This window comes from Streptomyces sp. NBC_01476 (genome assembly GCF_036227265.1).
Taxonomy (GTDB): domain Bacteria; phylum Actinomycetota; class Actinomycetes; order Streptomycetales; family Streptomycetaceae; genus Actinacidiphila.
The window spans coordinates 7454376-7474747 of the sequence record NZ_CP109446.1 but is presented as its reverse complement, the minus strand read 5'-3'; the positions used below and the strand labels follow the sequence as shown (position 1 = coordinate 7474747).

Genomic DNA, 20372 nt, shown 5'->3' with positions numbered 1-20372 from the left:
CGGCGGGTAACTCGCCCAGGGTGATACGCATCGGGTTGGTCGTTCTGACGGTGGTGGCGGCGCTGGCGGCGGTGGGGGGCGCCGGGTGGTTCTCCGCGTGGTGGTGGTTCGCCGCCATACCGCTCCTGCTGCTCGCCCTGCTCGGCGTCCGGGACCTGGCGCAGCGCAAGCACTCGGTGCTGCGCAACTACCCCGTCGTCGGGCACGCCCGGTTCCTTCTGGAGCGGATCAGGCCGGAACTGCAGCAGTACTTCGTCGAGCGGAACTTCGACGGCCGCCCCTTCGACCGGGACGTCCGCAGCATCGTCTACGAACGCGCGAAGGGCACCGACGCCGAGGAGCCGTACGGCACCGAGCGGGACGTCTACCTGCCGGGCCACGAGTTCCTGGTCCCTTCGATGGCGCCGAGCCCGGTGCCGCAGACCCCGCCGCGGGTACGTATCGGCGGCCCCGACTGCACCCGCCCGTACGACATGGCGCTCTTCAACGTGTCGGCGATGAGTTTCGGTTCGCTGTCTTCGAACGCGATCCTCGCGCTCAACCGGGGTGCGGCGGCCGGTGGCTTCGCCCATGACACCGGTGAGGGCGGACTGTCGGAGTACCACCTGCGCTCCGGCGGTGACCTGGTCTGGGAGATCGGTACCGGTTACTTCGGGTGCCGCACCTCGCAAGGGGCCTTCGACGCCGGGGAGTTCGCCGACAAGGCGGCGCACGACCACGTCAAGTGCGTGTCCCTCAAGCTGTCGCAGGGCGCCAAGCCCGGGATCGGCGGGGTGCTGCCGGGCGCCAAGGTCAACGCGGAGATCGCCCGGGTACGGGACGTGCCGCAGGGGCGGACCGTCGTCTCGCCCCCGTACCACCAGGCGTTCTCCACGCCCCGTGAGCTGGTCCGTTTCATCGCCCGGATGCGGGAGCTGTCCGGCGGCAAGCCCACCGGGTTCAAGCTCTGCCCCGGCTCGCGGCAGCAGTTCCTGGCGGTGTGCAAGGCGATGCTCGACGAGGGCACCGCGCCCGACTTCATCATCGTGGACGGTGCGGAGGGCGGCACCGGCGCCGCCCCGCTGGAGTTCGCCGACAACATCGGCACCCCGCTGACCGAGGGACTGCTCACCGTGCACAACGCCCTCGTCGGCGCGGGGCTGCGCGGGCGGATCAGGGTGGGGGCGAGCGGCAAGATCGCCACCGGCGCGGATCTGGTCAAACGGCTGGTGCAGGGCGCGGACTACGGCAACGCGGCGCGGGCGATGATGTTCGCCGTCGGATGCATCCAGGCGCAGCGCTGCCACACCAACACCTGCCCCACCGGCGTCACCACCCAGGACCCGCGGCGCGCCCGCGCCCTGCACGTCGGCGACAAGTCCGAGCGGGTCCGCCGCCTGCAGGAGGCGACGGTGGCCAGCGCCCTGCAGATCATGGCGTCGATGGGCGTCACCGACCCGGCGGATCTGCGGCCGCACATGCTGCAGCGCCGCCTGGACCCGCACACGGTGCGCTCCTACGCCGAGTTGTACGAGTGGCTGTCTCCCGGCCAGTTGCTCGCCGAGCCGCCCGCCTCCTGGGCAGCGGACTGGGAAGCCGCCGACCCCGACCGTTTCACCGTCTGAGCCGGACCGTTTGCCCGTGTCATCACGGGTGCCCCGAGGGGGTGTTGGGGCCGCGTGCGGCCCTGGCACGGTCCCCGCGTGTGATCTTCGACGTTGTGCGTCGCCTTTGTGGACGCTGAGCAGCAGACGTGCTGTCATGCCAGGTGCGTGATTTACAACGATGGAAGAGCCGCAGGGCCCCGGCGGACAGCCACCTGTCCCCCGGGGCCACGGCCGTGACGGCGCGGACGAGCCGCCCGGCCGACGTGAGAACGGAGTTGCACATGAGACCCGCAGCAGTGAGGCGACGACCACGGTCCCTGCGACGGCAGATAGGGCTCTTCGCCGTCCTCGGCATCGCCGCCGCCACCACGGTGGCCGGCACCGGCCCCGCGTCGGCCGGCGGCCCGCAGCACCACCGGATCCCGACCGTGTCTTCCGGCGACGCCCGCTTCGAGATCCTCTCGCCGACGCTGATCCGCACCGAGTACGCGGGCGACGGCAGGTTCACCGACGACCCGACGTTCAACGCCATCGGCCGTGACGGCTTCAGCCCGGCCGCCTACACCGCCAGAACGTCCGGCGGCTGGCTCACCGTCAAGACCAGCGGGATGACGCTGCGGTACCGCGTCGGCTCGGGGCAGTTCGACGCGCGGAACCTCTCCGTGCAGCTCACGGCCGGCGGCACACCCGTGACCGCCACCCCGTGGCAGCACCTCAGCTGCCCGCCCGGAGCGCTGTGCGAGGCCGAGACCCTGCAGAACAACGGGCTCTCCGTGGCGTCCGACCACACCGGCTACACCGGGACCGGGTTCGCCGCGGGATTCGCCGGCACCGGCAGCTCGGCGTCGACCGACATCGATGTCAGCACCGCGGGCGCCTACCAGTTCGACATCCGGTACGCCAACTCCGTGGGCGGTGACGGCCAGAACGTCACCCGTACCCTGACCCTGTCCGTGGACGGCGGCGCACAGCAGAAGGTGAGCTTGCCGGCCACCGCGAACTGGGACAGCTGGAGCCTGGCCACCGCGGCCGTCCAACTCGGCGCCGGGCACCACACGATCGCCCTGACCAGGACCGCGTCCGACTCCGGCAACGTCAACATCGACAGCGTCGCCCTCGTCCACCCGGGCGACGCCTACCCGCCCGTCTCCACCACCGCGATCGCCGACTGCCGGTTCGGCGTGAGCTGCGAGGCCGAAGCAGGGCGCGTCGGCGGTACGGCGGTCAGCGCCACCGACCACAAGGGATACGCGGGCAACGGCTTCGTCGGCGAACTCAACCAGGGGTCGAGCCTGACCACGCACGTGGTCGGCGTACCCGCCGACGGCACCTACACCCTCCGGGTCCGCTACGCCAACGGCCTGGGTGGCGACGGCCTCCACCAGACCCGCACCGCCACCGTTTCCGCGGGCGGAGCCACCGGCACCCTGTCCTTCCCCGCGACCAACGACTGGGACACCTGGCAGACCGCCTCGCTGCCCATCACCCTGAAGGCCGGCGACGACGACGTCACCCTCAACTGCCCCGAGGCGGCGAGCTGTCACATCAACGCCGACACCGTCTCGGTGGCGGCACCCACCGCGGCCGCACCGCCGCCGCACGTGGCGCTCGGCGGATACCGTCGCGGCCTCGACGGCGTCACCGGCAACGGCGCCGCCCCCGTGACCACCCCCGGGCTGCTCAACGAGGACGGCTGGTACCTGCTCGACGACACCCCGTCGGCGCTGTACGACACCGCCACGAAGAAGGTCACCCAGCGCCCCGGTCACCGTGGCGCGCCGTACCAGGACGGCTACGTCTTCGGTTACGGGCACGACTACAAGCAGGGGCTCGGCGACCTGGCCACCCTCACCGGGCCGCCCGCGCTGCTGCCGCCGTGGGCCTACGGCGTCTGGTACTCGGAGTACATCGACCGCACCGCGGCGGACTACGAGAACACGATCCTGCCGGCCTTCCGGTCAGAACACGTCCCGCTGGACGTGCTGGTGACGGACACGGACTTCAAGGCGGTGAACGACTGGAGCGGCTGGGAGATGGACCCCGCCAAGTTCCCCGACCCGAAGGGCTTCTTCGACTGGTCCGCCGCCCAGGGACTGCACAACACGCTGAACGTCCACCCCAGCATCCTCGCCTCGGATCCGCAGTTCGCCCAGGCCCAGGCCACGGCCAAGGGGAAGCTGACGAAGGGCGGTTGCGCCGCGGGCGCCGGCGTCCAGGACAACTGCTACACCTTCGACTTCGGCGACCCCGACCAGCTCAAGGCGTACATGGACCTGCACCGGACCATGGACCAGCAGGGGAACGACTTCTGGTGGCTGGACTGGTGCTGCGACGCGTCGCTCTCGTCGATGCCGGGGGTGACCCCGGACGCGTGGATCAACCAGCAGTACGCCACCGCCACCGGCAAGGCCCTTGGACGCGGCTTCGTCCTCTCGCGGGCCTACGGCTCGCTGCAGGCCGGCGGCTACAGCGGCCAGCAGGGACTGCCCACCGGCCCGTGGGCGGACAAGCGCACCACCGTCCACTTCACCGGTGACACCTCTTCCACCTGGGGGACGCTGAAGCTCGAAGTCGGCTACACACCAGGGGAGTCGGCCGCGACCGGGATGGCCGCCATCACGCACGACATCGGCGGTCACAACGACACCACGGGGCTGAAGGGCTCGGAGACCTACACCTCCGGCGGGCAGACCCGGTCGACGTACAAACTGCCGGACGACCTGTACGCCCGCTGGGTGCAGTTCGGCGCCTTCCAGCCCATCGACCGGCTGCACAGCAACCACAGCGACCGGCTGCCCTGGCAGTACGGCACCGCGGCGCGGCAGTCGGCGGACACGTTCCTCAACCTCCGCGAGGACCTGGTGCCGTACACCTACACGCTCGCCGAAGAGGCGAACCGCACCGGTGTGCCGATCGTCCGCCCCACGTATCTGGAGTATCCCGACCAGGAGCAGGCGTACGCGACCGCCGGCAGCGAGTACTTCTACGGCTCCGACGTCCTGGTCGCCCCCGTCACCACCCCCGGTACGTCCGCCACGACCTCGGTCTGGTTCCCGCCCGGCCGGTGGACCGACTACTTCACCGGAAAGACCTACGCCGGCGGCACCACCCAGGACATCACCACCGGCCTGGACGCGATGCCGGTGTTCATCAAGGCCGGCGGCATCATGCCCACCCGCACGCACGACGTACCGGCGGCGGACCAGAGCCCGCTGACGGACGTCACGCTGAGCATCGCGGCCGGCGCCTCGGGCTCCACCAGCCTCTACGAGGACGACGGGACCACCTCGGGCCCCGGCCGGAGCGCCACCACCCAGATCCGGTACAAGGAGTCCGGCGGGCGCCACACGGTGTCGATCAGCCCCGCGGAGGGATCCTTCCGCGGGCAGGTGAAGAACCGCCGCTGGACTCTGTCGATCATGGGAGCGAGCGCGCCGACCCACGTCACCGCCACCGGCGTGCACGTGTCGAAGAAGGACTACCGCTGGGACGCCGGCACCGGGGTCCTGACCGTCAGTCTGCCGCAGCACACCGTCCACGGACCGATCACGGTCACCTACCAGTAGGGCGCACCGGGGCCTGACCGGCTCCCCGGCACGCTCGGCCGCTCAGGACGGTCATTGACCGCTCAGGACCGCTCAGGACCGTTCGGCGTCCTGACGGCTCGCGTCGCTCTCCGCCCGCTCCCGGCGTTTGGGGGCGTGGCGGCGGGCGGCGGCGGTACGGCGGGCGGAACCCGGCGCGCGCCTGGTCTCCTTCTTCCCCTTCGCCGTACTCGGCCTGGGCCTGGGCCGCTTCTCCGCCCGGGCCGGGGCCGGGCCGGCTGTCTCCTCGGCCTGTCCGCCGGCGCCTTCGACGGCTTCCCCGGCGTCCGCGTCCGGGGCGGTGTTCTCGGCGGCGTCGCCGGCGCCGGTGCTTTCGGCCGCCTTCCCGGCGTCCTGGGCCGCCCCTTCGGCGGTCTTGCCGGCTGCCTGCGCCGTGCCTTCGGCCGTCTTCCCGGCGCTCCGGGCGGTTCCTTCGGCGGTCTCGCCGGCGGTCCTGGCCGTGCCCTCGACCACACCTCCGGCTCCCTCCACGGCGTGGTCGGCGATCTCTCCGGCGTCCTCGCCGAGGTTCTCCGCGGCCGATCCAGCGCCCTTGCCGACATCCTGGACCGCGTCGCCGGCGCCCGCGCCGACGTCCTGGACCGCGCCCCCCGCGCCCTTGCCGACGTCCTGGACCGCCCTGCCCGCACCGGAGGCCACGTCGTCCACCGCTTCCCCGGTGCCACGGCCCAACTCGCGGACCGCTTCGCCGGAACCGGAACCCACCTCCTCGACCGCCGATCCGAGCGGACGGGTGATCTGCTCAAGGATCTGCGGGTTGTTGTCGATCGTCCGCAGGACGGAGTCGAGGATTTCGGCGACCTTGTCGAGGCGGACCTTGAGCAGGGCCTGCGCCTCGACGCCCGTGATGTCCACCTTGACCCTGCCGAGGACGACGTCGACGCCGACATTGAGTTTCACCAGGTCGAGCACCTCGGCCTGGAGCGACACCCGCGCCCGCAGATCCTCGACCTCAAGGTCGATCTCTTCGATGTGGAGGTTCGGTACGTCCAGGTAGACGTCCGGCTCCGCGTACGGTTCGACTTCGCGGTCCATGCTCAGCCCCTCAATATCAGGTGCGTGCGGTGGTGCCTTCGGCTATTCCTCGTCCTGGTCTTCCGCGTCGTCCTCGCCCTCGTCGTCTTCATCGTCTTCCTCGTCGTCTTCCTCGTCGGCCTCTTCCTCCGCCATCGCGTCCTCATGGGTGCGGACGATCTCGCCGCCGCGGATCTCACCCCGCCAGCCTTCTGCTTCCTCGTCCGCGAAGGTGACATAGCGCTGGAAATTCTTGAAGTCCAGCCGGACCCGCCGGCCCTGGGCCCGCCAGATGTTGCCGGTCTTCTCCACGATCCCGGACGGGTAATAGACCAGGACCAGGATGATCCGCGTGAGGGTGGGGGTGATCTCGTGGAAGCTCACCGCGCCCTGGGTGGTCCCCTGCGCACCCTCGGACGTCCACACGATGCGGTCGTCCGGCACCTGCTCCTGGATGCTCGCCTTCCACTTACGGGTCGAGGGTCCGATCTTCACGGTCCACTCGCTGGTCGCCTCTTCACCCCGTTCGGCTTCCTGCACGCCCTTGGTGAACCCGCTGAAACTCTCGTACTCCGTCCAGTGGTCGTAGGCGGTGCGCAGCGGCACCCCGACGTCGATCATCTCGACGATGTTCGTCGCCTTGGTGTCGGCCGACCGGTCCCCGTCCGACGACCCGCCGCCGCCGGGCAGCGCGTCCTTGACCTTGTCCTTGACCGCGCCCTTGACGTCGTCCGCCTTCTCGCCGGCGACCGCCTTCACCGGGTTCTCCCCGTGCAGCACGCGGGCGCCGATCTTGGGAATGCTCCCGCCGTCGTCCCCGTCACCGGCGAGCCGTTCGGTCGCCTCGGTCAGTCTGCTGCCGGCCTTGCGCGCCATGTGCTTCGCCCGCGCGCCGAGATACTGACCGATCTCCTGTTTCAGCAGCGCCATGGGGGTCGGCTCTGCCGCAGTCTTCTCATCTGTCGCCATTACGGGTCACCTCTCCCGTCCGGGCCGCGAGGCCGACTTCCTGGTGGGCTCGCCCTTCTTCGCCGCGGGTCGCCCGGCGGATGAGGTCTTCCCGGCCGGGCCTTTCCCGCTCGCCGTCTTCTTCGCCGGGACCGCCTGCTTTCCGGGCACGCTCCGCTTCTTCGGAGCGGCGGCTTCCCCGGGCGGGGTCTTCTTCGCCGCCGTGCGCTTGGCCGCCGGCCGCGGTGTGCGGGACGCGCTCTCGCGGCGGCGGGCGCGTCGCAGTCCTGCGGTGTTCCCGTCCGGTCCGTGAGCCTGCTCCGGGGTGGACTCGCCGGCCGCGTCGGTCTCGTCGGCCGCGCCTTCCGCGCCTTCCGCTGACGCCTCGTCCCCGCCGTCCCCGTCCTCTGCCTTGTCCCCCGTGTCGTCCTGCTCACCGGAGAGGGCCAGCGTGTGTTCGCGGAGAGCCTCGGTGAGCGCGGTGATCCGCCGGTTCGCCACCCCCGAGACGGCCGTACGGGCCGCCTGGGCGATCCCGCCGCTCTTCTCGTCGTCCGCGGCGCCGCCGGTCCTGCGCAGCCCCGCGGCCAGCAGATCCCTCGGGCTGAGCCCGCTGCCGAGCAGGACCGCCGCCGCGGTCAGGGCCAGCCGGCCCTTCCTGGTGCGGCCGAGCACGTAACCGCCGGCCACCGCTGCGGCCAGTCCGGTGCTGTTCGGTTCACCCATTCCTGTCCGCCTTCTCATGTCACGAGCGAGCGCCTTCCGGGCAGCCTGCGGACCGCGCTGGTCGAATCGTCGTTCGACACTCCCAGCCCTCGTTATCAGTCTCGTCGCCTCCGGCGGAACCGCATCCCGGGCAGCGCCGATCAAGGCCCGCTGAGGTCCCTCACGGGCGGAAGCGGGCCAGCTCCCGCTCGGTGCGCACGGTCCAGGGGTGGTCCGCGCCGAGGTACCGGATGCGGTCCTCCAGGATCTGCTGGAGCAGGCGGGCGGCGTGCGGGCGGTCCCCGCCGTCACCGACGAAGCAGGCGTAGGCGTTGCGGCTGCCGAGGGTGGCGGGATGGTCGTCGCCGAGGACGCGGGTGCGGTCCAGTACGAGGATTTCCAGCAGGTCGGCGGCTTCTGCCGCGTGGCCTGCGGCGCCCAGGGCGCGGGCGTGGCCGCTGCGGGCGGCCAAGGTGTGCGGATGGTCGGCGCCCAGCAACCGGGTGCGGTCGGCGAGGACGGCTTCGAACTCCGCAAGCGCCGGGCCGATCCGGCCGGACTCGCCGAGCAGCAGGGCCAGGTTGTTGCGGCTGTTCAAGGTGTGCGAGTGATCCGCGCCCAGGACCCGAGTCCGGTCGGCGATGACACCGCGCAGCAGCTCGACGGCTTCGGCCGGGTGACCGGCCATGCCGACGTAGCGGGCATAGGCGTTGCGGTTCTCCAGCGTCTCGCGGGCGTCCGGGCCCAGCTCGCCGGTCGACTCGGCCACCAGCTCCCCGTACAGGCCGGCCGCACGTCCGGGGTCGCCGGCCTCGCCGACGCAGGTCGCGTACCACTGCCGGGCAAGCCGGCCGCGGTCCACACCCGCCTTCTCGAAGGCCGCCATCGCGTGCGCGAGATCGCCGCGCTGATAGGCGGTGGCACCGATGTCCTGCGCGTCGACGGCGTCGGCGTGCTCGATGAGGATCTCCCAGACCTCGCCCGGAATGCGCGGCGGCGGAACCTGCTCGTCCAGCGTGTGGTGGAGGTAGTCGAAGGCCAGATAGCGGCGGCCGTCACGGGGCAGCAGCAGGCTGGACGTGGCGTGCAGCGGCTCGGTGGCCCAGTCCAGCGCCTCGGCCCAGGGCTCCGGGCGTAACGCCATGCCGCCGCGGCGCTCCAGGTGGACGGCGTGCATCCGGCGCAGTACGTCCTCGGGGAGCGGCCGGTGGTAGCCGGCGCGGCGGGCGTCGGCGGCTGCCGCGACCAGGGCGGCGGCGCGCGGGTGGGTGCCGGTCGACCAGGCGTTGTGCCACTCGTCCAGCAGCTGCGGCGCGGCGGCCAGGTACTCGGCCACCCCGCGCAGCCCCGATCCGGCGCCGTTGACCGCGGCCTTGATCCGGGGATCCTCGGCGCGGCGCCGGGCCCTGGCGAGCTCGGCGGCGCTCCACGTCCGGTCGACCCGGACGGTGGCGGCCAGGCGGATCACCTCGCGCCCGCTGCGCAGCACATCGCGGCCCGGTTCGTTGTCCGCCTCGGTCCTGGCCCCGAACCGGCTGTGCTGCTGGGCGCTCATGGTCGCCAGCACCACCACCCGCGAGCCCTCGGCGTCCAGCATCCGCCGCACCTGGCCCGCCGTCAGCCCGCCGGCGCCGAGGTAGACGTCGAGTTCGTCGAGCCACACCACGGCCCGTGGCAGCCGTACGACGAAGTCGACCAGCCGCACCATCGACTCCCGGCTGTCCGGGACGACCAGGTGGTACTTCGGAAAGTGCTGCCGCATCACCTCGTAGGCGAGCCTCGATTTGCCGGCCGTCGACTCGCCGACCAGCAGCACGAAGCCCTCCCCCGCGCTGAGCGCCGCCTCCACCTGCGGCATCACATCACGGTCGATGAACGCCGGCACCCGCCCGAAGCCCGTCCCGCCGTGCCCGTTCGGCGCCGCCGGGTGCACCCCGAGCCAGATCGGGTCGTCCGCGTCGGCCACCGTCGGCACGCGGCCCCGGCGGGAGAACCGCAGCAGCCCCGGCAGCGCCTGCTGCCGTGCCGCCACCCGCTCCAGCGCGTCACCGCCCGAGGAGGCCGCGGCCCCGGCGGCCCCGCCGACCGCGGTCCCCGGCGGCCCGAGCAGCAGGGTCAGGACGGGCCGTGCCACCGCCGCCACCAGCCGCATCACCCTCGCACCGGCTGCCATGAGCCGCCCCGCCCTGCGCGCCATGCCACCACCCCCGTCATTTCTGTTCCCTCCCGGGCGGTCGCTCTACCCCGGCGGACTCCGGACCACGCCTCCCGGTGCGGGCATACGGCGATCGCGCAGGCCGGCGCGCTCATGCATTCCGCGCGCGGGGGCAGACGAGGGATGAAGGACATGCGCGGCGGGCGGAAGACGAAGGTCGGGCCCGCCGGATCCGGCGACGAGAGGAAAATCCCATGCTCACCGCAATCGCGGACGTGCTCGGCAAGATCGGCAGCGCCATCGCCACCGTTGTCACCCTGCCCTTCCGCGCCCTGGCCCGGCTCTTCGGCGGGGCATCGAGCAGCGCCCACGGTCACCACTGACCTGGGGGAATGACGCGGCGGGCCGAAGCCGCCGCCGCGGGGGCCGTCAGCCCGTGGGAGACCGGCGACGCGACGGCGCCGGCTGCGATCCCGTCTTCGCCCGGCGCGGAACGGGTCAGTGGGGTCCGTCAGCGGGATGGATCAGCGAGGCGCATCGGTCGCGGCCTCGGACTCCGCCATACGGGCGAGACCGATCCGTGCCGCGGTACGGATGTGCGCCGCGCTGGCCTCGGCTGCCGCGTCCGCGTCCCGCGCCTCGATCGCGCACACGATGGCCTGGAGCTCTTCGAGGGTCTGCCGGGCCCGGCCGGGCAGGGAGAGCGAGGTCTGCCGCAGCAGCCGTACCCGGCTCTGCAGGCCGGTGAGCGTCCGGGTGAGCACCGGGCTGGCCGCACCCTCCAGCAGGATCTCGTAGAACGCGTCCTTCGCGCGCAGCAGCCCCAGCGTGCCGTCCACCGCCTCGGGTATCGCGGCGAGGTCGTCGTACGCCTGCCGCAGCCGCCGCACCTGCTCGTCGCTGGCCCGTTCGACGAAGTGCCGCGCGGCGAGCATTTCGAGGGCCACCCGCATCTCGTAGATGTCCTCGGCCTCCGCCACCGTCAGTACGGTCACGATCGCGCCGCGCTGCGGGACGGTGGTCACCAGCCCCTCGGACTCCAGCCGGACGACGACCTCGCGCACGGTCGCCCGCGAGACGCCGAGTTTCTCCATGAGTTCGCGCTCGATCAGCCGCTGGCCGGGCCGCAGCCGGAGGTCGAGGATCTCCTGGCGGAGGATGTCGAGCACCTGGTTGCGCAGGGGCGCCGCCACGCGGCCGATCGCCACCGGGGACCAGCCGCTCACTGCGGGTTCCGCGGATCCTGCTGACTGCGCCGTGCGTGGATCGTCCGTGCTCATCCGATGCACCCCCGTGGCCTGTGGTGTGGAGCGCGCGCCGGTCACCGAGTTCTGACAGGCAGTCAGCCGGCCGAACGGATTCTAGCCCAGGCATGGTGCCGGCGGGGCTCTTCTCGATAGTATCGTCTGACAGTCGGACGAACTGACACAGGGAGCGGGCGTGAGTACAGGGATCGGGCCGCCACCCGGCATCGCCATCATTGGCGCGGGGGCCACGGAGCAGGGGGAGATTCCGGATGAATCACCCGAAGTGATCGCGGTACGGGCCTCGGTGGCCGCGCTGCGTGACGCCGGGATCGACAAGTCGGCCATCGACGGGCTGATCACCTGCAAGGCTCCGCTCACCACCCACGGCACCGACGAGGGCATGGGCCCGCTGCTCGGCATCAACCCCGACTACAGCACCACGCTGGACTACGGGATGGCCGGCTTCTCGCTGCACCTCGCCGCGATGGCCATCCAGGCCGGGCTGGCGAGCACGGTGCTGCTCACGTACGGGACGAACGCCCGCAGCGCGAAGATCGGGTTCAGCCGGCCGATCGGCGGCTCCGCGGAGTGGGCGGCGCTCGCCGGCTTCCTGCACGTCGCCGGCCCGGCCGCGATGGCCGCCCGGCGCCACATGCACCTCTACGGCACCACCGAGGAGCAGTTGGGCTGGGTGAGCGTCGCGCAGCGCGAGTGGGCGGCACTCAATCCGCGCGCGGTCTTCCGCACCCCGATGACGATCGACGACTACCTGGCGCAGCCGTACGTGGTGGAGCCGCTGCGGCGGGCCGACCTCACCGTCATCTCCGACGGCGGCGCGGCCTTCGTGGTCACCAGCAGCGAACGCGCCGCCGATCTGCACGACAAGCCGGTGCACCTGCTGGGTATGGCGCAGCGGTCGGCGATCCGCAACGAGCAGAACGAGGACAAGCTGATGCGGCCGTGGCTGGGCGGCATCGCCGACCAGGTGTACCGCAACGCGGGGCTCGGACCGGACGACATCGACCTGGCGTACCTGCAGGACGGGACGTCGGTGTGGGTGCTGCAGATGCTGGAGTGGTACGGCTTCTGCGGTGTCGGGGAGGCCGGCCCGTTCCTCGCGGAGGGCCACACCCGGCCGGGCGGACGGCTGCCGGTCAACACGCACGGCGGCCAGCTGTCGGAGAGCTACACCCACAACTGGATGCACCTGTACGAGGCGGTGGCCCAGCTGCGCGGAGCGGCCGGCGACCGCCAGGTCCCGGCGGCTGAAGTCGCCCTGCACGCCCAGACGCACGACTTCTGGAAGGGCGCCGCCACCATCCTCTCCACCCGGAGTGCGGCATGAGCACAGTCGAGAAGCCCCTGCCCGATCTGTCCGACCCGGTGACCGCGCCGTTCTGGGCGGCGACACGCGAGGGACGACTCACTGTCCCGCGCAGCACCGTCTGCGGCTACCGCCTGTGGCCGCCGGAGGCGGTCTGCCCGGAGTGCCTGCAGCCGGGGTTCGCCTGGGAGGAGGTCGAACCGGCCGGGACGCTGTGGAGTTACGCGACCTACCACCGCGCGCTCGACCCGGCGTTCGCCGGCGACCTGCCGTACGTGGTCGGTCTCGTCGAGCTCTCCTGCGGGCTGAAGATGTACGGCATCATGCGCGGCGACCCGGGCGACATGGCCATCGGCCGTGCGGTCACCGCGGTGTTCGAGCCGGTGAACGACGACGTCACCTTCGTCCGCTGGCAGCTGGTGTGAAAGCCGTGGGGCCCGTCTCCCTGTGGACGGGCCCCACGGCGTGCTGCCGAACGTGTCGCTCACCGGGCCGGCGAAGCACCCGCTTCCGGGGCCGGCTCGGCGTCCGGCTGGGGCTGCGCGTCCGGCTGGGGCTGCGCGTCCGGCTCGGTCTCGGCCAGCCGGCTCAGCGCGCTCACCGAGGCGTTGCGCACATGCGCGGTCGCCGCCGCGGCCACCGCGTCGAGGTCGCGCTGCTCGATCGCCTCGACCAGCCGGCGGATCTCCTCAAGCGACGCCTCCGGGCGTCCCGGGACGGCCAGTGAGGTGACCCGCAGCAGCCGGATCCGCCCCTGCATGCTCTGCAGCGTCTGGGCCAGCACCGGGCTGCGGGACCCCTCGAAGACGATCTGGTAGAAGTCGTCCTTGGCCCGCAGCCGGCTCTGCGTCTCGGAACCGGACGCGGTGATCTCCTCGATCCGCTCCAGCGCGCGGCGCAGCTGGCCGATCTCCTCATCGGTCGCCCGCCGCACGAAGCGCTGCATCACGAGGACTTCCAGCGGCACCCGCATCTCGTAGATGTCCTCGGCCTCGACGGGCGAGAGCACCGCGACGATCGCGCCGTGCTGCGGCTGGATCGTCACCAGCCCCTCGGCGACGAGACGGGAGAGCACCTCGCGGATGGTGGGGCGTGAGACGCCCAACTGCTCGATCAGCTCCCGTTCGATGAGACGCTGGCCGGGCTTGAGGTGGAAGTCGAGGATGCCCTGCCGGATCACGTCGAGGACCTGTTCGCGGATCGGGGCGGCGACGCGGCCGATCCGGGCACGGGCGAAGGGTGCCCCGGCCGTGCTGCCGCCCGCCGTTGTGTTGTCCGAACCCACGGTGTGTCCTCCTACAGGTGGCCTTGCCGGCCGGTTGCTCGTCGTCCCGGAGCGCCGGTGCCCGCTCCGGCGGGCGGGTGCCGGGGGCGCCGCGCCGCGAATATTGTCAGACAATGGACCGGGGCGCCCACCCAGCATAGGGCCTGCCCGGCCGGTCCCCGTCACACGTCGGCACCGGATCGTCACACCCGCTGCCCGCCGCCGGAGGTGCGCAGCCGCGCGGTGCGGCGCGTCCGCGGACCGCCGGGGAACCCCGACGGCCCGCCGCCGCACCCCCGTTCGGCATGCGGCGGTCACTCGAAGTACGCCGACGCGATGTTACTGGTGTCGTCCCACAGCCGGACCCGCCCGCCGCCCAGCAGGTACACCCGGTCGCAGTGTTCGTGCAGCATCCGGCTGTTCTGGTCCACGACCAGGACGCCGATGCCGTGCGCGCGCCCGAGTTCCGCCAGTGCCTCGATCGCGGTCAGCAGCGCGCGCGGCGACAGCCCGAGACTCATCTCGTCCACCAGCAGCACCCGCGGCTTGCCGATCAGCCCGCGGAAGAGCGCCACCATCTGCTGCTCACCACCGCTGAGCCGGCCGGCCTTCTGGTCGCGGAGCCGGACGACGACGGGGAACGCCTCCTCCAGCGCGCCCCGCAGCGTCTGCGCGGCGGGCACCTTGCGTACCAGCCCGAGCCGGATGTTCTCCTCGACCGTCAGATCGGCGAAGATGCCCCGGCCTTCGGGGACATGGGCGACGCCGGCCCGGGCGACCGATTCCGGCCGCGACGGCAGCCGTACGCCGTCCAGTTCGATGACGCCACCGCTGCGCGCGACGAGGCCCGAGATCGAGCGCAGCGTGGTGGTCTTGCCCGCGCCGTTGCGGCCGGCCAGGCCGACGATCTCCCCGGGCGCGACGGTGAGCGACAGTCCGTCGATCACCCGCGCGCCCGAGAAGCGCACGTGCAGGTCGTCGATGCGCAGACCCGTGCCGGGCGTCCCGGCGGCCCGTTCCTTCAGCGTCTTCATGACTTTCTCCCGGCTCCGACGAACACCTCGACGACCTGGTCGTCGGCCAGCACCTCGGCGGCCGTGCCCGTGGTGAGGACCCGGCCGAAGTCCAGGACGGTGCAGCCGTCGGCGATCCTCCGGACGAACCCCACGTGATGGGCGATCACCAGGACGGTCACCCCGGCCCGCCGTACGCCCTCGATGGCGTTCGCGACCGCGTCGATCTCCTCCTCGCCGAGCCCCGCCGTCGGCTCGTCGAGCAGCAGCAGCTTCGGCTTGTTGGCCAGGGCGCGGGCGATGTCGATGTGCTTCTGCTCGCCCATCGTCAGCTCGCCCGCGTGGACGCCCCAGCGGTGCCGGGGGAATTCCAGCAACTCCAGTGCCTCGACGGCACGTTCGTGGGCCAGCCGGTCACGGCGCCGGGTGACGGGCAGGCCGGCGAGTTCGAGGGCGACCGAGCCGTTGTGCGTCGCGTAGGCACCCACCTCGACGTTCTGCAGGACGGTGAGGTCCGCGACCAGCGACGGGTGCTGGAAGGTCCGGGAGATGCCGCGGCCCCGCCGGACGGACACCGGCAGCGCCGTCAGGTCGTCGCCGTCGAGGGTCACATGACCCATCGCCGGCTGGATGCCGCTGATGCAGTTGAGCAGCGTCGTCTTCCCTGCGCCGTTGGGGCCGATGATCGCGTGGACCTCGCCCCGGCCGACCCGCAGGCCCACATCGTCCAGTGCCCGCACACCGCCGAAGTCGACGCCGATGCCCTCAAGGGTGAGCAGTGGCGTGCCGGCCGGCGTCTTGGCCACCTCACCGGTGGGTTTCCCGTTGAGCGGCGCCGTCACGGTCCGCTCCGCGGCAGGCTGCGGGACGGCCGCAGGCTCCGCCGCGCCGCCGGCCGTGGCCGGCGTCCGGCGCACCAGAGCGCGCAACTGCCGCGCACCCTGCTCGACCAGGTCGTACAGACCGCGGTTGAAGAGCACGACGACCACGAGCACCACGAGGGAGAAGATCAGCTGGGACGCGGACGCCGAGGTGGACGCCAGGCCGTTGACCATGCTGAAGAAGAAGATCGCGCCGAGGATCGGCCCCACGATGCTGCCGGTGCCGCCGACCGCGACGATCGCGAAGAGTTCGATGGACTGGCTGATGCCGAACGTGTCGGGGGAAAGGTAGCCGACGTCAAGCGCCAGCAGGCATCCGCCGAGCCCGGCGACGGCGCCGGCGATGGCCTGCGCGCGCACCTTCTCGCGGAACACCCGCACCCCGAGGACGGCGGCGACGACCTCGTTCTCCTTCACCACCCGGGCCGCCATGCCGGCGCGGACCTTGGTGTAGCGCAGGCAGAGGGCGACGCTGAGCGCGAGGCCGATCCACACCGTGTAGTAGAGCCAGTCGCCTTCGGACAGGCTGTGGGACCCGATCGTCACGGGCAGTACGGTCAGGCCGTTGGAGCCGCCGGTCCAGTGCGCGAGCCGGGAGCCGCTGAGCAGGTCGACCGCCACCGCGCCGAGGAAGAACGTCCCCACGGCCGAGCCGAAGAACCGCAGCCGGACGAAGAGCGAGCCGATGACCGCGGCGACCAGCGCCGCGGCGACGACCCCGGCGATGATCGCCGGCACCCATGGCCAGTGCGCGTGGATGCGCACCGAGGACATGACGTACGCCCCGATGGCGAAGTACACGAACTGGCCGAACGAGAACTGGCCGGAGTAGCCGGTCAGCACGTCGAGGCCGACCGCGCCGACCGCGTAGATCATGGCGAGGACAAGGATGCCCTGCTCACTGACACCACGGACCACCAGCGGTGCCAGTGCCAGCAGCAGCAGGAGCGTCAGCGCCGGCAACCCGACTCTGTCCCTGGCGCGCGTCAACATGGGTGAACTCCTCGGCCGTGGTGATGTTTACGGGTGGGCGCGCTCACAGCCGCCTCACCTGGGCGACGCCGAACAGTCCGTTCGGGCGGATCGCGAGAGTGAGCAGCATGATCGCCAGCGCACTTGCCAGCGTCAGGTCACTGCCCAGGTAGGTGGACACCAGGTCGGTGACCACGCCGATGATGATGCCGCCGACGAACGTGCCGCCGAGGCTGGTGAAGCCGCCGACGACCGCGGCCGCGAAGGCGAACAGCAGGATCGGGTTCATCATCTGCGAGAAGAGCAGTTGCTTCGGCGCCAGGAGCAGGCCGATCAGCAGGGCCAGGCAGCCCGCGAGCATGTAGGCGATCGTCGACAGGCGCTGTGCGCGGACGCCCAGCAGCCGTGCGGTCTCGGGGCGCTGTGCGACCGCGAGGAATTGGAGGCCGGTGCGGGTGTAGCGGAACATCGCCACGAACCCGGTGACGATCACCAGCACGATCCCGACCGTGATCAGGTCGGACCACCGCAGCAGCACGCCTCCGACCTTCGTGCCCCCGGTCGGCAGCAGCGCCGGGAAGTGGTAGGGCTGGTCGCGTCCGAAGAAGACGTCCGCCATCGCGGCCAGCGCCAGGAAGAGGGCGACGGTGCGCACCAGCGTGTTGGCCTGGGTGCCGCCGAAGGGCCGCAGCACCACCTGGTAGATGAGCACTCCGAACACGGCGCTGCACACCAGGCCGATGCCCGCCGCGGTCCAGAGCCCGACGCCGTCCTTCCACAGTTCGTAGACGATGAACGTCTCGAACATGCCGATGTTGCCGACCGCGAAATTGGCCACCCCTGTCGTCTTGTAGAGGAAGACCAGGATGAAAGCCAGCATTCCGATGAGCAGCCCGAAGGCGATGCCGCTCACGATGACCGATATTGCAAGTCCCATGTCGTTCTCCTGATCCGCCGGGGAGCGGCCGTCCCGGAGCCGGGTGGCACCGGGACGGCCGCGCCGCCGCGCGTCATTGCCGACGGTCCGTCAGCCGCCGATCGAGCCGGCCTGGTAGAAGGCGCCGTCCTTCACGCCGAAGATGTAGAGGCTGGAGACCCCGACATGGTTGGTCGCCGAGAAGGAGACCGGCGGGTAGATCTCGGATGCCTTCACATCGGACATGCTCTCCATCGCCGCCACGACGCTCTTGCTCGTGATCGGCTTCTGGGCCGAGCGCAGGACCTTCTCCACCACCTGGGCGGTGCCGCACCCGCGCAGGGTGACGCTCTCGACCTTGATGTTCGCCGCCTTGAGCACCGACGTGCACTGGGTGCTGCCGGCACTGGCCGGGGCGATCGTGTCCGAGGTGACCAGCAGCTTCGGCTGCAGGGCCTTGGAGACACCGTTGAGGAAGGTCTGCTGGGAGACCGCGCTGCTGCCGACCAGGTACTTGTTCGGCGAGAACCCGTTGTCGGTCATCGCCTGGGTCAGCCGGGCGGCGTCCTGCGGGATCTGGTCGAGCACGACGTAGTCGGGGTGCTTCTGCTTGATCTTCAGCACGTAGGGCGAGAAGTCCGCGGTGCCGGGCGGCGCCGCGTAGGCTCCGACGAAGGTGCCGCCGGCCTTCTTGACCGCGTCCTGGACCTCCTTGGCGGTGGTGGGCGAGTCCGGCGTGACGGTGCTCATCAGAGCGACGGTGCCGGTGCCCTGGTGCTGGAACACCCACGGGATCTCGTCGACCAGCTGACTGCCGTAGGTCGGCATCAGGTTGAAGTACATCGGGTTCAGCGGCTTCAGCAGCGTGGTGGAGGCGCCGAACACGTACATGAAGGGGATCTTGGCCGCGTTGAGCAGCGGCAGCTGGGCCGGCGGCTGGAGGCTGCCGCACTGGCCGGTGACCGCGACGACCTTCTCACTGATGAACGCCTTGGTGTTGGTCACCGAGCGGGCGGCGTCGTAGCCGTCGTCGCGGTTGTCCACTTGGAGCTTGCGGCCGTCGATGCCGCCGGTGGCGTTGACGTGCTTGAACCATGCGAGCATCGCCTGGTTCATCGGCGTGCAGCTCGACCCGACCGCGCCGCTGAGCGGGACGGAGATGCCGAGCTTGATGTCGCCGCTCGACGAGCCGGCCGAGCTCGATCCCGAACCGCCGCAGGCGGCCAGGACCAGGGCCCCGGCGGCGACCATGGCGGCGAACGCGCCCCGGCGCGTGCTGCCCTGTCTGCTGATGCTTCTGGCGAGTCGAGGCACGACCCGTCCGATGTGGCGTCTTGCCATCACCAACTCCTCGTGGACTACGCGTCCCATCGATGCCCATTGGAAGGATGAAGAGAGATTGTCTGACAGGCTGACAATTTGAAGTGTGCCGACTGTAGCCCCCGGATCGGGGGACGGCAATAGGTCTGACATGGTGCGATTGCCCGACGATCAGTCGCCGGGGAGCACGGGGGCCGGCACTGCCGACCTCGTGCGGTCGGACGCGGGGATGACCGCACTCAGCCGGTCGATCTCCGCCTTCCGCACGAACACCTCGCCGCGCATGATCGGCCGTACCGTGCGGGCGATCCGCACGGCGTCCACCACGCAGGAGCCGTCCGCTTCGTGCGTGGCCGCCTCGATGACCGAGGTGCCCGAGGGGTGTGCGATCAGCACACTCCCGGGCCTGCGCCCCGGGTAAAGCCCGTGCACGACCGTCCCCTCGGTGACGGCCGCCACCGCGGTGCAGCAGCTCGCCGTCCCCGGGAACGCCTCGTGCAGGGTGTCGCGCATCGGCTGGATCCCGGCGAACCGCACGGCGAAGTCGTAGTCGCCGGCCGCGAGGGTCCCGCCGCCGAAGAGCTCGAAGTCCCGTGCGGCGGTGAACGCCACCGGCCACGGCGTCGTCTTGGCGTGGTCCACGCCCAGCAGATCCTGGGCGGCCCGGCGCACCTCGTGGAACCGTTCGGCGACCTGTGGACCCTCGGCGGGCATCTCGAACCCGGTGAGCCCGACGTCCTCGGCGCGGAAGAACACACACATGTTCGCCAGGTCCAGGATCGAGCAGGTCACCTCCCCCACCCCGGGCACCTTGATCACGTCGGTGCGCCGGCCGGTCGGGAAGAGGCCACCGCCGAGCGAGGCCCCGATCGCCCGGGAGAAGTCCGTGGTCACCGGGGCGCCTGCCCCGGTCACCCCGGCCATTTCGAAGTCGCCTGCGACCAGCGGGCTGCCGTCAGGCCCGGTCGGTACGTCCACGGTCAGCAGCATGCGGGTGTTCGTCTGGTAGACCCGCACACTGGTCCGGCCGGGCACGGCAGGCACCAGCCCGGCCAGGATCGCGAACGTGCCCACGCTGGGCGTGAGATTGCCGCAGTTGAAGTCCCAGTAGACCCGTTCCTCGCCGATGCCGATCTGCGCGAACGTGTAGTCCACGTCGGCGTCGTCACGCTCGCTCGCCTCGACGATGCAGCATTTGCTCGTCGTCGGCATCGCGCCGCCGATCCCGTCGATCTGCCGGGCGTCGCGCGCCCCGAACATGTCGATCAGGTACGGACCCCACAGGGAGTGGTCCGCCGGCAGGTCACGTGCCCGCAGGAAGACCCCCTTGCTGGTGCCGCCGCGGATCACCATCGCGGGGACGGACTCCATCTCCGCGGCCATCAGTCCGGTCGGAGGACTCACCGAGTCAGCCACCGGTCC

Annotated in this window: 16 protein-coding genes; 5 read left to right on the top strand and 11 right to left on the bottom strand. The window is 71.3% G+C overall.

Going from position 1 to position 20372, the window contains the following annotated elements; translation table 11 throughout:
- Positions 1-20: 20 nt before the first annotated feature.
- A complete protein-coding gene (locus OG552_RS32525) occupies positions 21-1604 on the top strand; it encodes an FMN-binding glutamate synthase family protein (protein ID WP_443071096.1) in 1584 nt (527 codons plus the stop codon).
- 263 nt (positions 1605-1867) lie between these two features.
- On the top strand, positions 1868-5152 hold the full coding sequence (locus OG552_RS32520; protein WP_329139099.1) for a TIM-barrel domain-containing protein: 3285 nt from the start codon (positions 1868-1870) through the stop codon (positions 5150-5152).
- Positions 5153-5224: 72 nt separating this feature from the next.
- Here the strand turns inward: OG552_RS32520 and OG552_RS32515 are convergent, their stop codons facing one another.
- The 4 genes from OG552_RS32515 to OG552_RS32500 all read right to left on the bottom strand — a co-directional run bounded on the left by OG552_RS32515 (position 5225) and on the right by OG552_RS32500 (position 10055).
- A complete protein-coding gene (locus tag OG552_RS32515) occupies positions 5225-6226 on the bottom strand; it encodes a hypothetical protein (RefSeq protein ID WP_329139096.1) in 1002 nt (333 codons plus the stop codon).
- 42 nt (positions 6227-6268) lie between these two features.
- Positions 6269-7174, bottom strand: coding sequence for an SRPBCC family protein (locus OG552_RS32510; RefSeq protein WP_329139094.1), 906 nt, complete (start codon positions 7172-7174; stop codon positions 6269-6271).
- Between the two features lie 6 nt (positions 7175-7180).
- Positions 7181-7879, bottom strand: coding sequence for a hypothetical protein (locus OG552_RS32505; RefSeq protein ID WP_329139092.1), 699 nt, complete (start codon positions 7877-7879; stop codon positions 7181-7183).
- A gap of 160 nt (positions 7880-8039) precedes the next feature.
- Positions 8040-10055, bottom strand: a complete 2016-nt coding sequence (locus OG552_RS32500; protein WP_329139090.1) for a tetratricopeptide repeat protein — start codon at positions 10053-10055, stop codon at positions 8040-8042.
- A gap of 212 nt (positions 10056-10267) precedes the next feature.
- Here OG552_RS32500 and OG552_RS32495 point away from each other — a divergent pair, with 212 nt between their 5' ends.
- Positions 10268-10396, top strand: coding sequence for an LPFR motif small protein (locus OG552_RS32495; RefSeq protein WP_329139088.1), 129 nt, complete (start codon positions 10268-10270; stop codon positions 10394-10396).
- Between the two features lie 141 nt (positions 10397-10537).
- Here the strand turns inward: OG552_RS32495 and OG552_RS32490 are convergent, their stop codons facing one another.
- Positions 10538-11239 (bottom strand): GntR family transcriptional regulator, encoded by a 702-nt coding sequence (locus OG552_RS32490; protein ID WP_329139086.1) that lies wholly within the window; start codon positions 11237-11239, stop codon positions 10538-10540.
- Positions 11240-11453: 214 nt separating this feature from the next.
- On the opposite strand from OG552_RS32490, the gene OG552_RS32485 reads away from it, so the two are divergent.
- Both OG552_RS32485 and OG552_RS32480 read left to right on the top strand, forming a co-directional pair.
- Entirely contained in the window at positions 11454-12605 is a 1152-nt protein-coding gene (locus tag OG552_RS32485; RefSeq protein ID WP_329139084.1) for a thiolase family protein, read from the top strand.
- Positions 12602-13009: a Zn-ribbon domain-containing OB-fold protein gene (locus OG552_RS32480; protein ID WP_329139082.1), complete on the top strand. Its 408-nt coding sequence runs from the start codon at positions 12602-12604 to the stop codon at positions 13007-13009. The genes OG552_RS32485 and OG552_RS32480 overlap by 4 nt, the downstream gene beginning before the upstream one ends.
- A 59-nt stretch (positions 13010-13068) precedes the next feature.
- Here OG552_RS32480 and OG552_RS32475 read toward each other — a convergent pair whose 3' ends face one another.
- The 6 genes from OG552_RS32475 to OG552_RS32450 form a co-directional block, all read right to left on the bottom strand.
- Positions 13069-13869, bottom strand: a complete 801-nt coding sequence (locus OG552_RS32475; RefSeq protein ID WP_329139080.1) for a GntR family transcriptional regulator — start codon at positions 13867-13869, stop codon at positions 13069-13071.
- Positions 13870-14162: 293 nt separating this feature from the next.
- Complete coding sequence (locus OG552_RS32470) at positions 14163-14882, bottom strand: ABC transporter ATP-binding protein (protein ID WP_329139078.1); 720 nt, start codon at positions 14880-14882, stop codon at positions 14163-14165.
- The gene (locus OG552_RS32465; RefSeq protein ID WP_329139076.1) at positions 14879-16735 is read right to left on the bottom strand and encodes a branched-chain amino acid ABC transporter ATP-binding protein/permease; all 1857 of its coding nucleotides are present in this window, start codon (positions 16733-16735) and stop codon (positions 14879-14881) included. Before OG552_RS32465 ends, OG552_RS32470 begins: the two co-directional genes overlap by 4 nt.
- 43 nt (positions 16736-16778) lie before the next feature.
- Positions 16779-17651 (bottom strand): branched-chain amino acid ABC transporter permease, encoded by an 873-nt coding sequence (locus OG552_RS32460; RefSeq protein WP_329139074.1) that lies wholly within the window; start codon positions 17649-17651, stop codon positions 16779-16781.
- A gap of 90 nt (positions 17652-17741) precedes the next feature.
- Positions 17742-18971: an ABC transporter substrate-binding protein gene (locus OG552_RS32455; protein WP_329139072.1), complete on the bottom strand. Its 1230-nt coding sequence runs from the start codon at positions 18969-18971 to the stop codon at positions 17742-17744.
- A gap of 150 nt (positions 18972-19121) precedes the next feature.
- Complete coding sequence (locus OG552_RS32450; RefSeq protein WP_329139070.1) at positions 19122-20366, bottom strand: PrpF domain-containing protein; 1245 nt, start codon at positions 20364-20366, stop codon at positions 19122-19124.
- Positions 20367-20372: the final 6 nt, after the last annotated feature.

Bases quoted from the DNA above. Each gene is read 5' to 3' on its own strand.
- OG552_RS32520 (WP_329139099.1), top strand. From the start codon at position 1,868: ATGAGACCCGCAGCAGTGAGGCGACGACCACGGTCCCTGCGACGGCAG.
- OG552_RS32515 (WP_329139096.1), bottom strand. From the start codon at position 6,226: ATGGACCGCGAAGTCGAACCGTACGCGGAGCCGGACGTCTACCTGGAC.
- OG552_RS32510 (WP_329139094.1), bottom strand. From the start codon at position 7,174: ATGGCGACAGATGAGAAGACTGCGGCAGAGCCGACCCCCATGGCGCTG.
- OG552_RS32505 (WP_329139092.1), bottom strand. From the start codon at position 7,879: ATGGGTGAACCGAACAGCACCGGACTGGCCGCAGCGGTGGCCGGCGGT.
- OG552_RS32500 (WP_329139090.1), bottom strand. From the start codon at position 10,055: ATGGCGCGCAGGGCGGGGCGGCTCATGGCAGCCGGTGCGAGGGTGATG.
- OG552_RS32495 (WP_329139088.1), top strand. From the start codon at position 10,268: ATGCTCACCGCAATCGCGGACGTGCTCGGCAAGATCGGCAGCGCCATC.
- OG552_RS32480 (WP_329139082.1), top strand. From the start codon at position 12,602: ATGAGCACAGTCGAGAAGCCCCTGCCCGATCTGTCCGACCCGGTGACC.
- OG552_RS32470 (WP_329139078.1), bottom strand. From the start codon at position 14,882: ATGAAGACGCTGAAGGAACGGGCCGCCGGGACGCCCGGCACGGGTCTG.
- OG552_RS32465 (WP_329139076.1), bottom strand. From the start codon at position 16,735: ATGTTGACGCGCGCCAGGGACAGAGTCGGGTTGCCGGCGCTGACGCTC.
- OG552_RS32460 (WP_329139074.1), bottom strand. From the start codon at position 17,651: ATGGGACTTGCAATATCGGTCATCGTGAGCGGCATCGCCTTCGGGCTG.
- OG552_RS32455 (WP_329139072.1), bottom strand. From the start codon at position 18,971: ATGGCAAGACGCCACATCGGACGGGTCGTGCCTCGACTCGCCAGAAGC.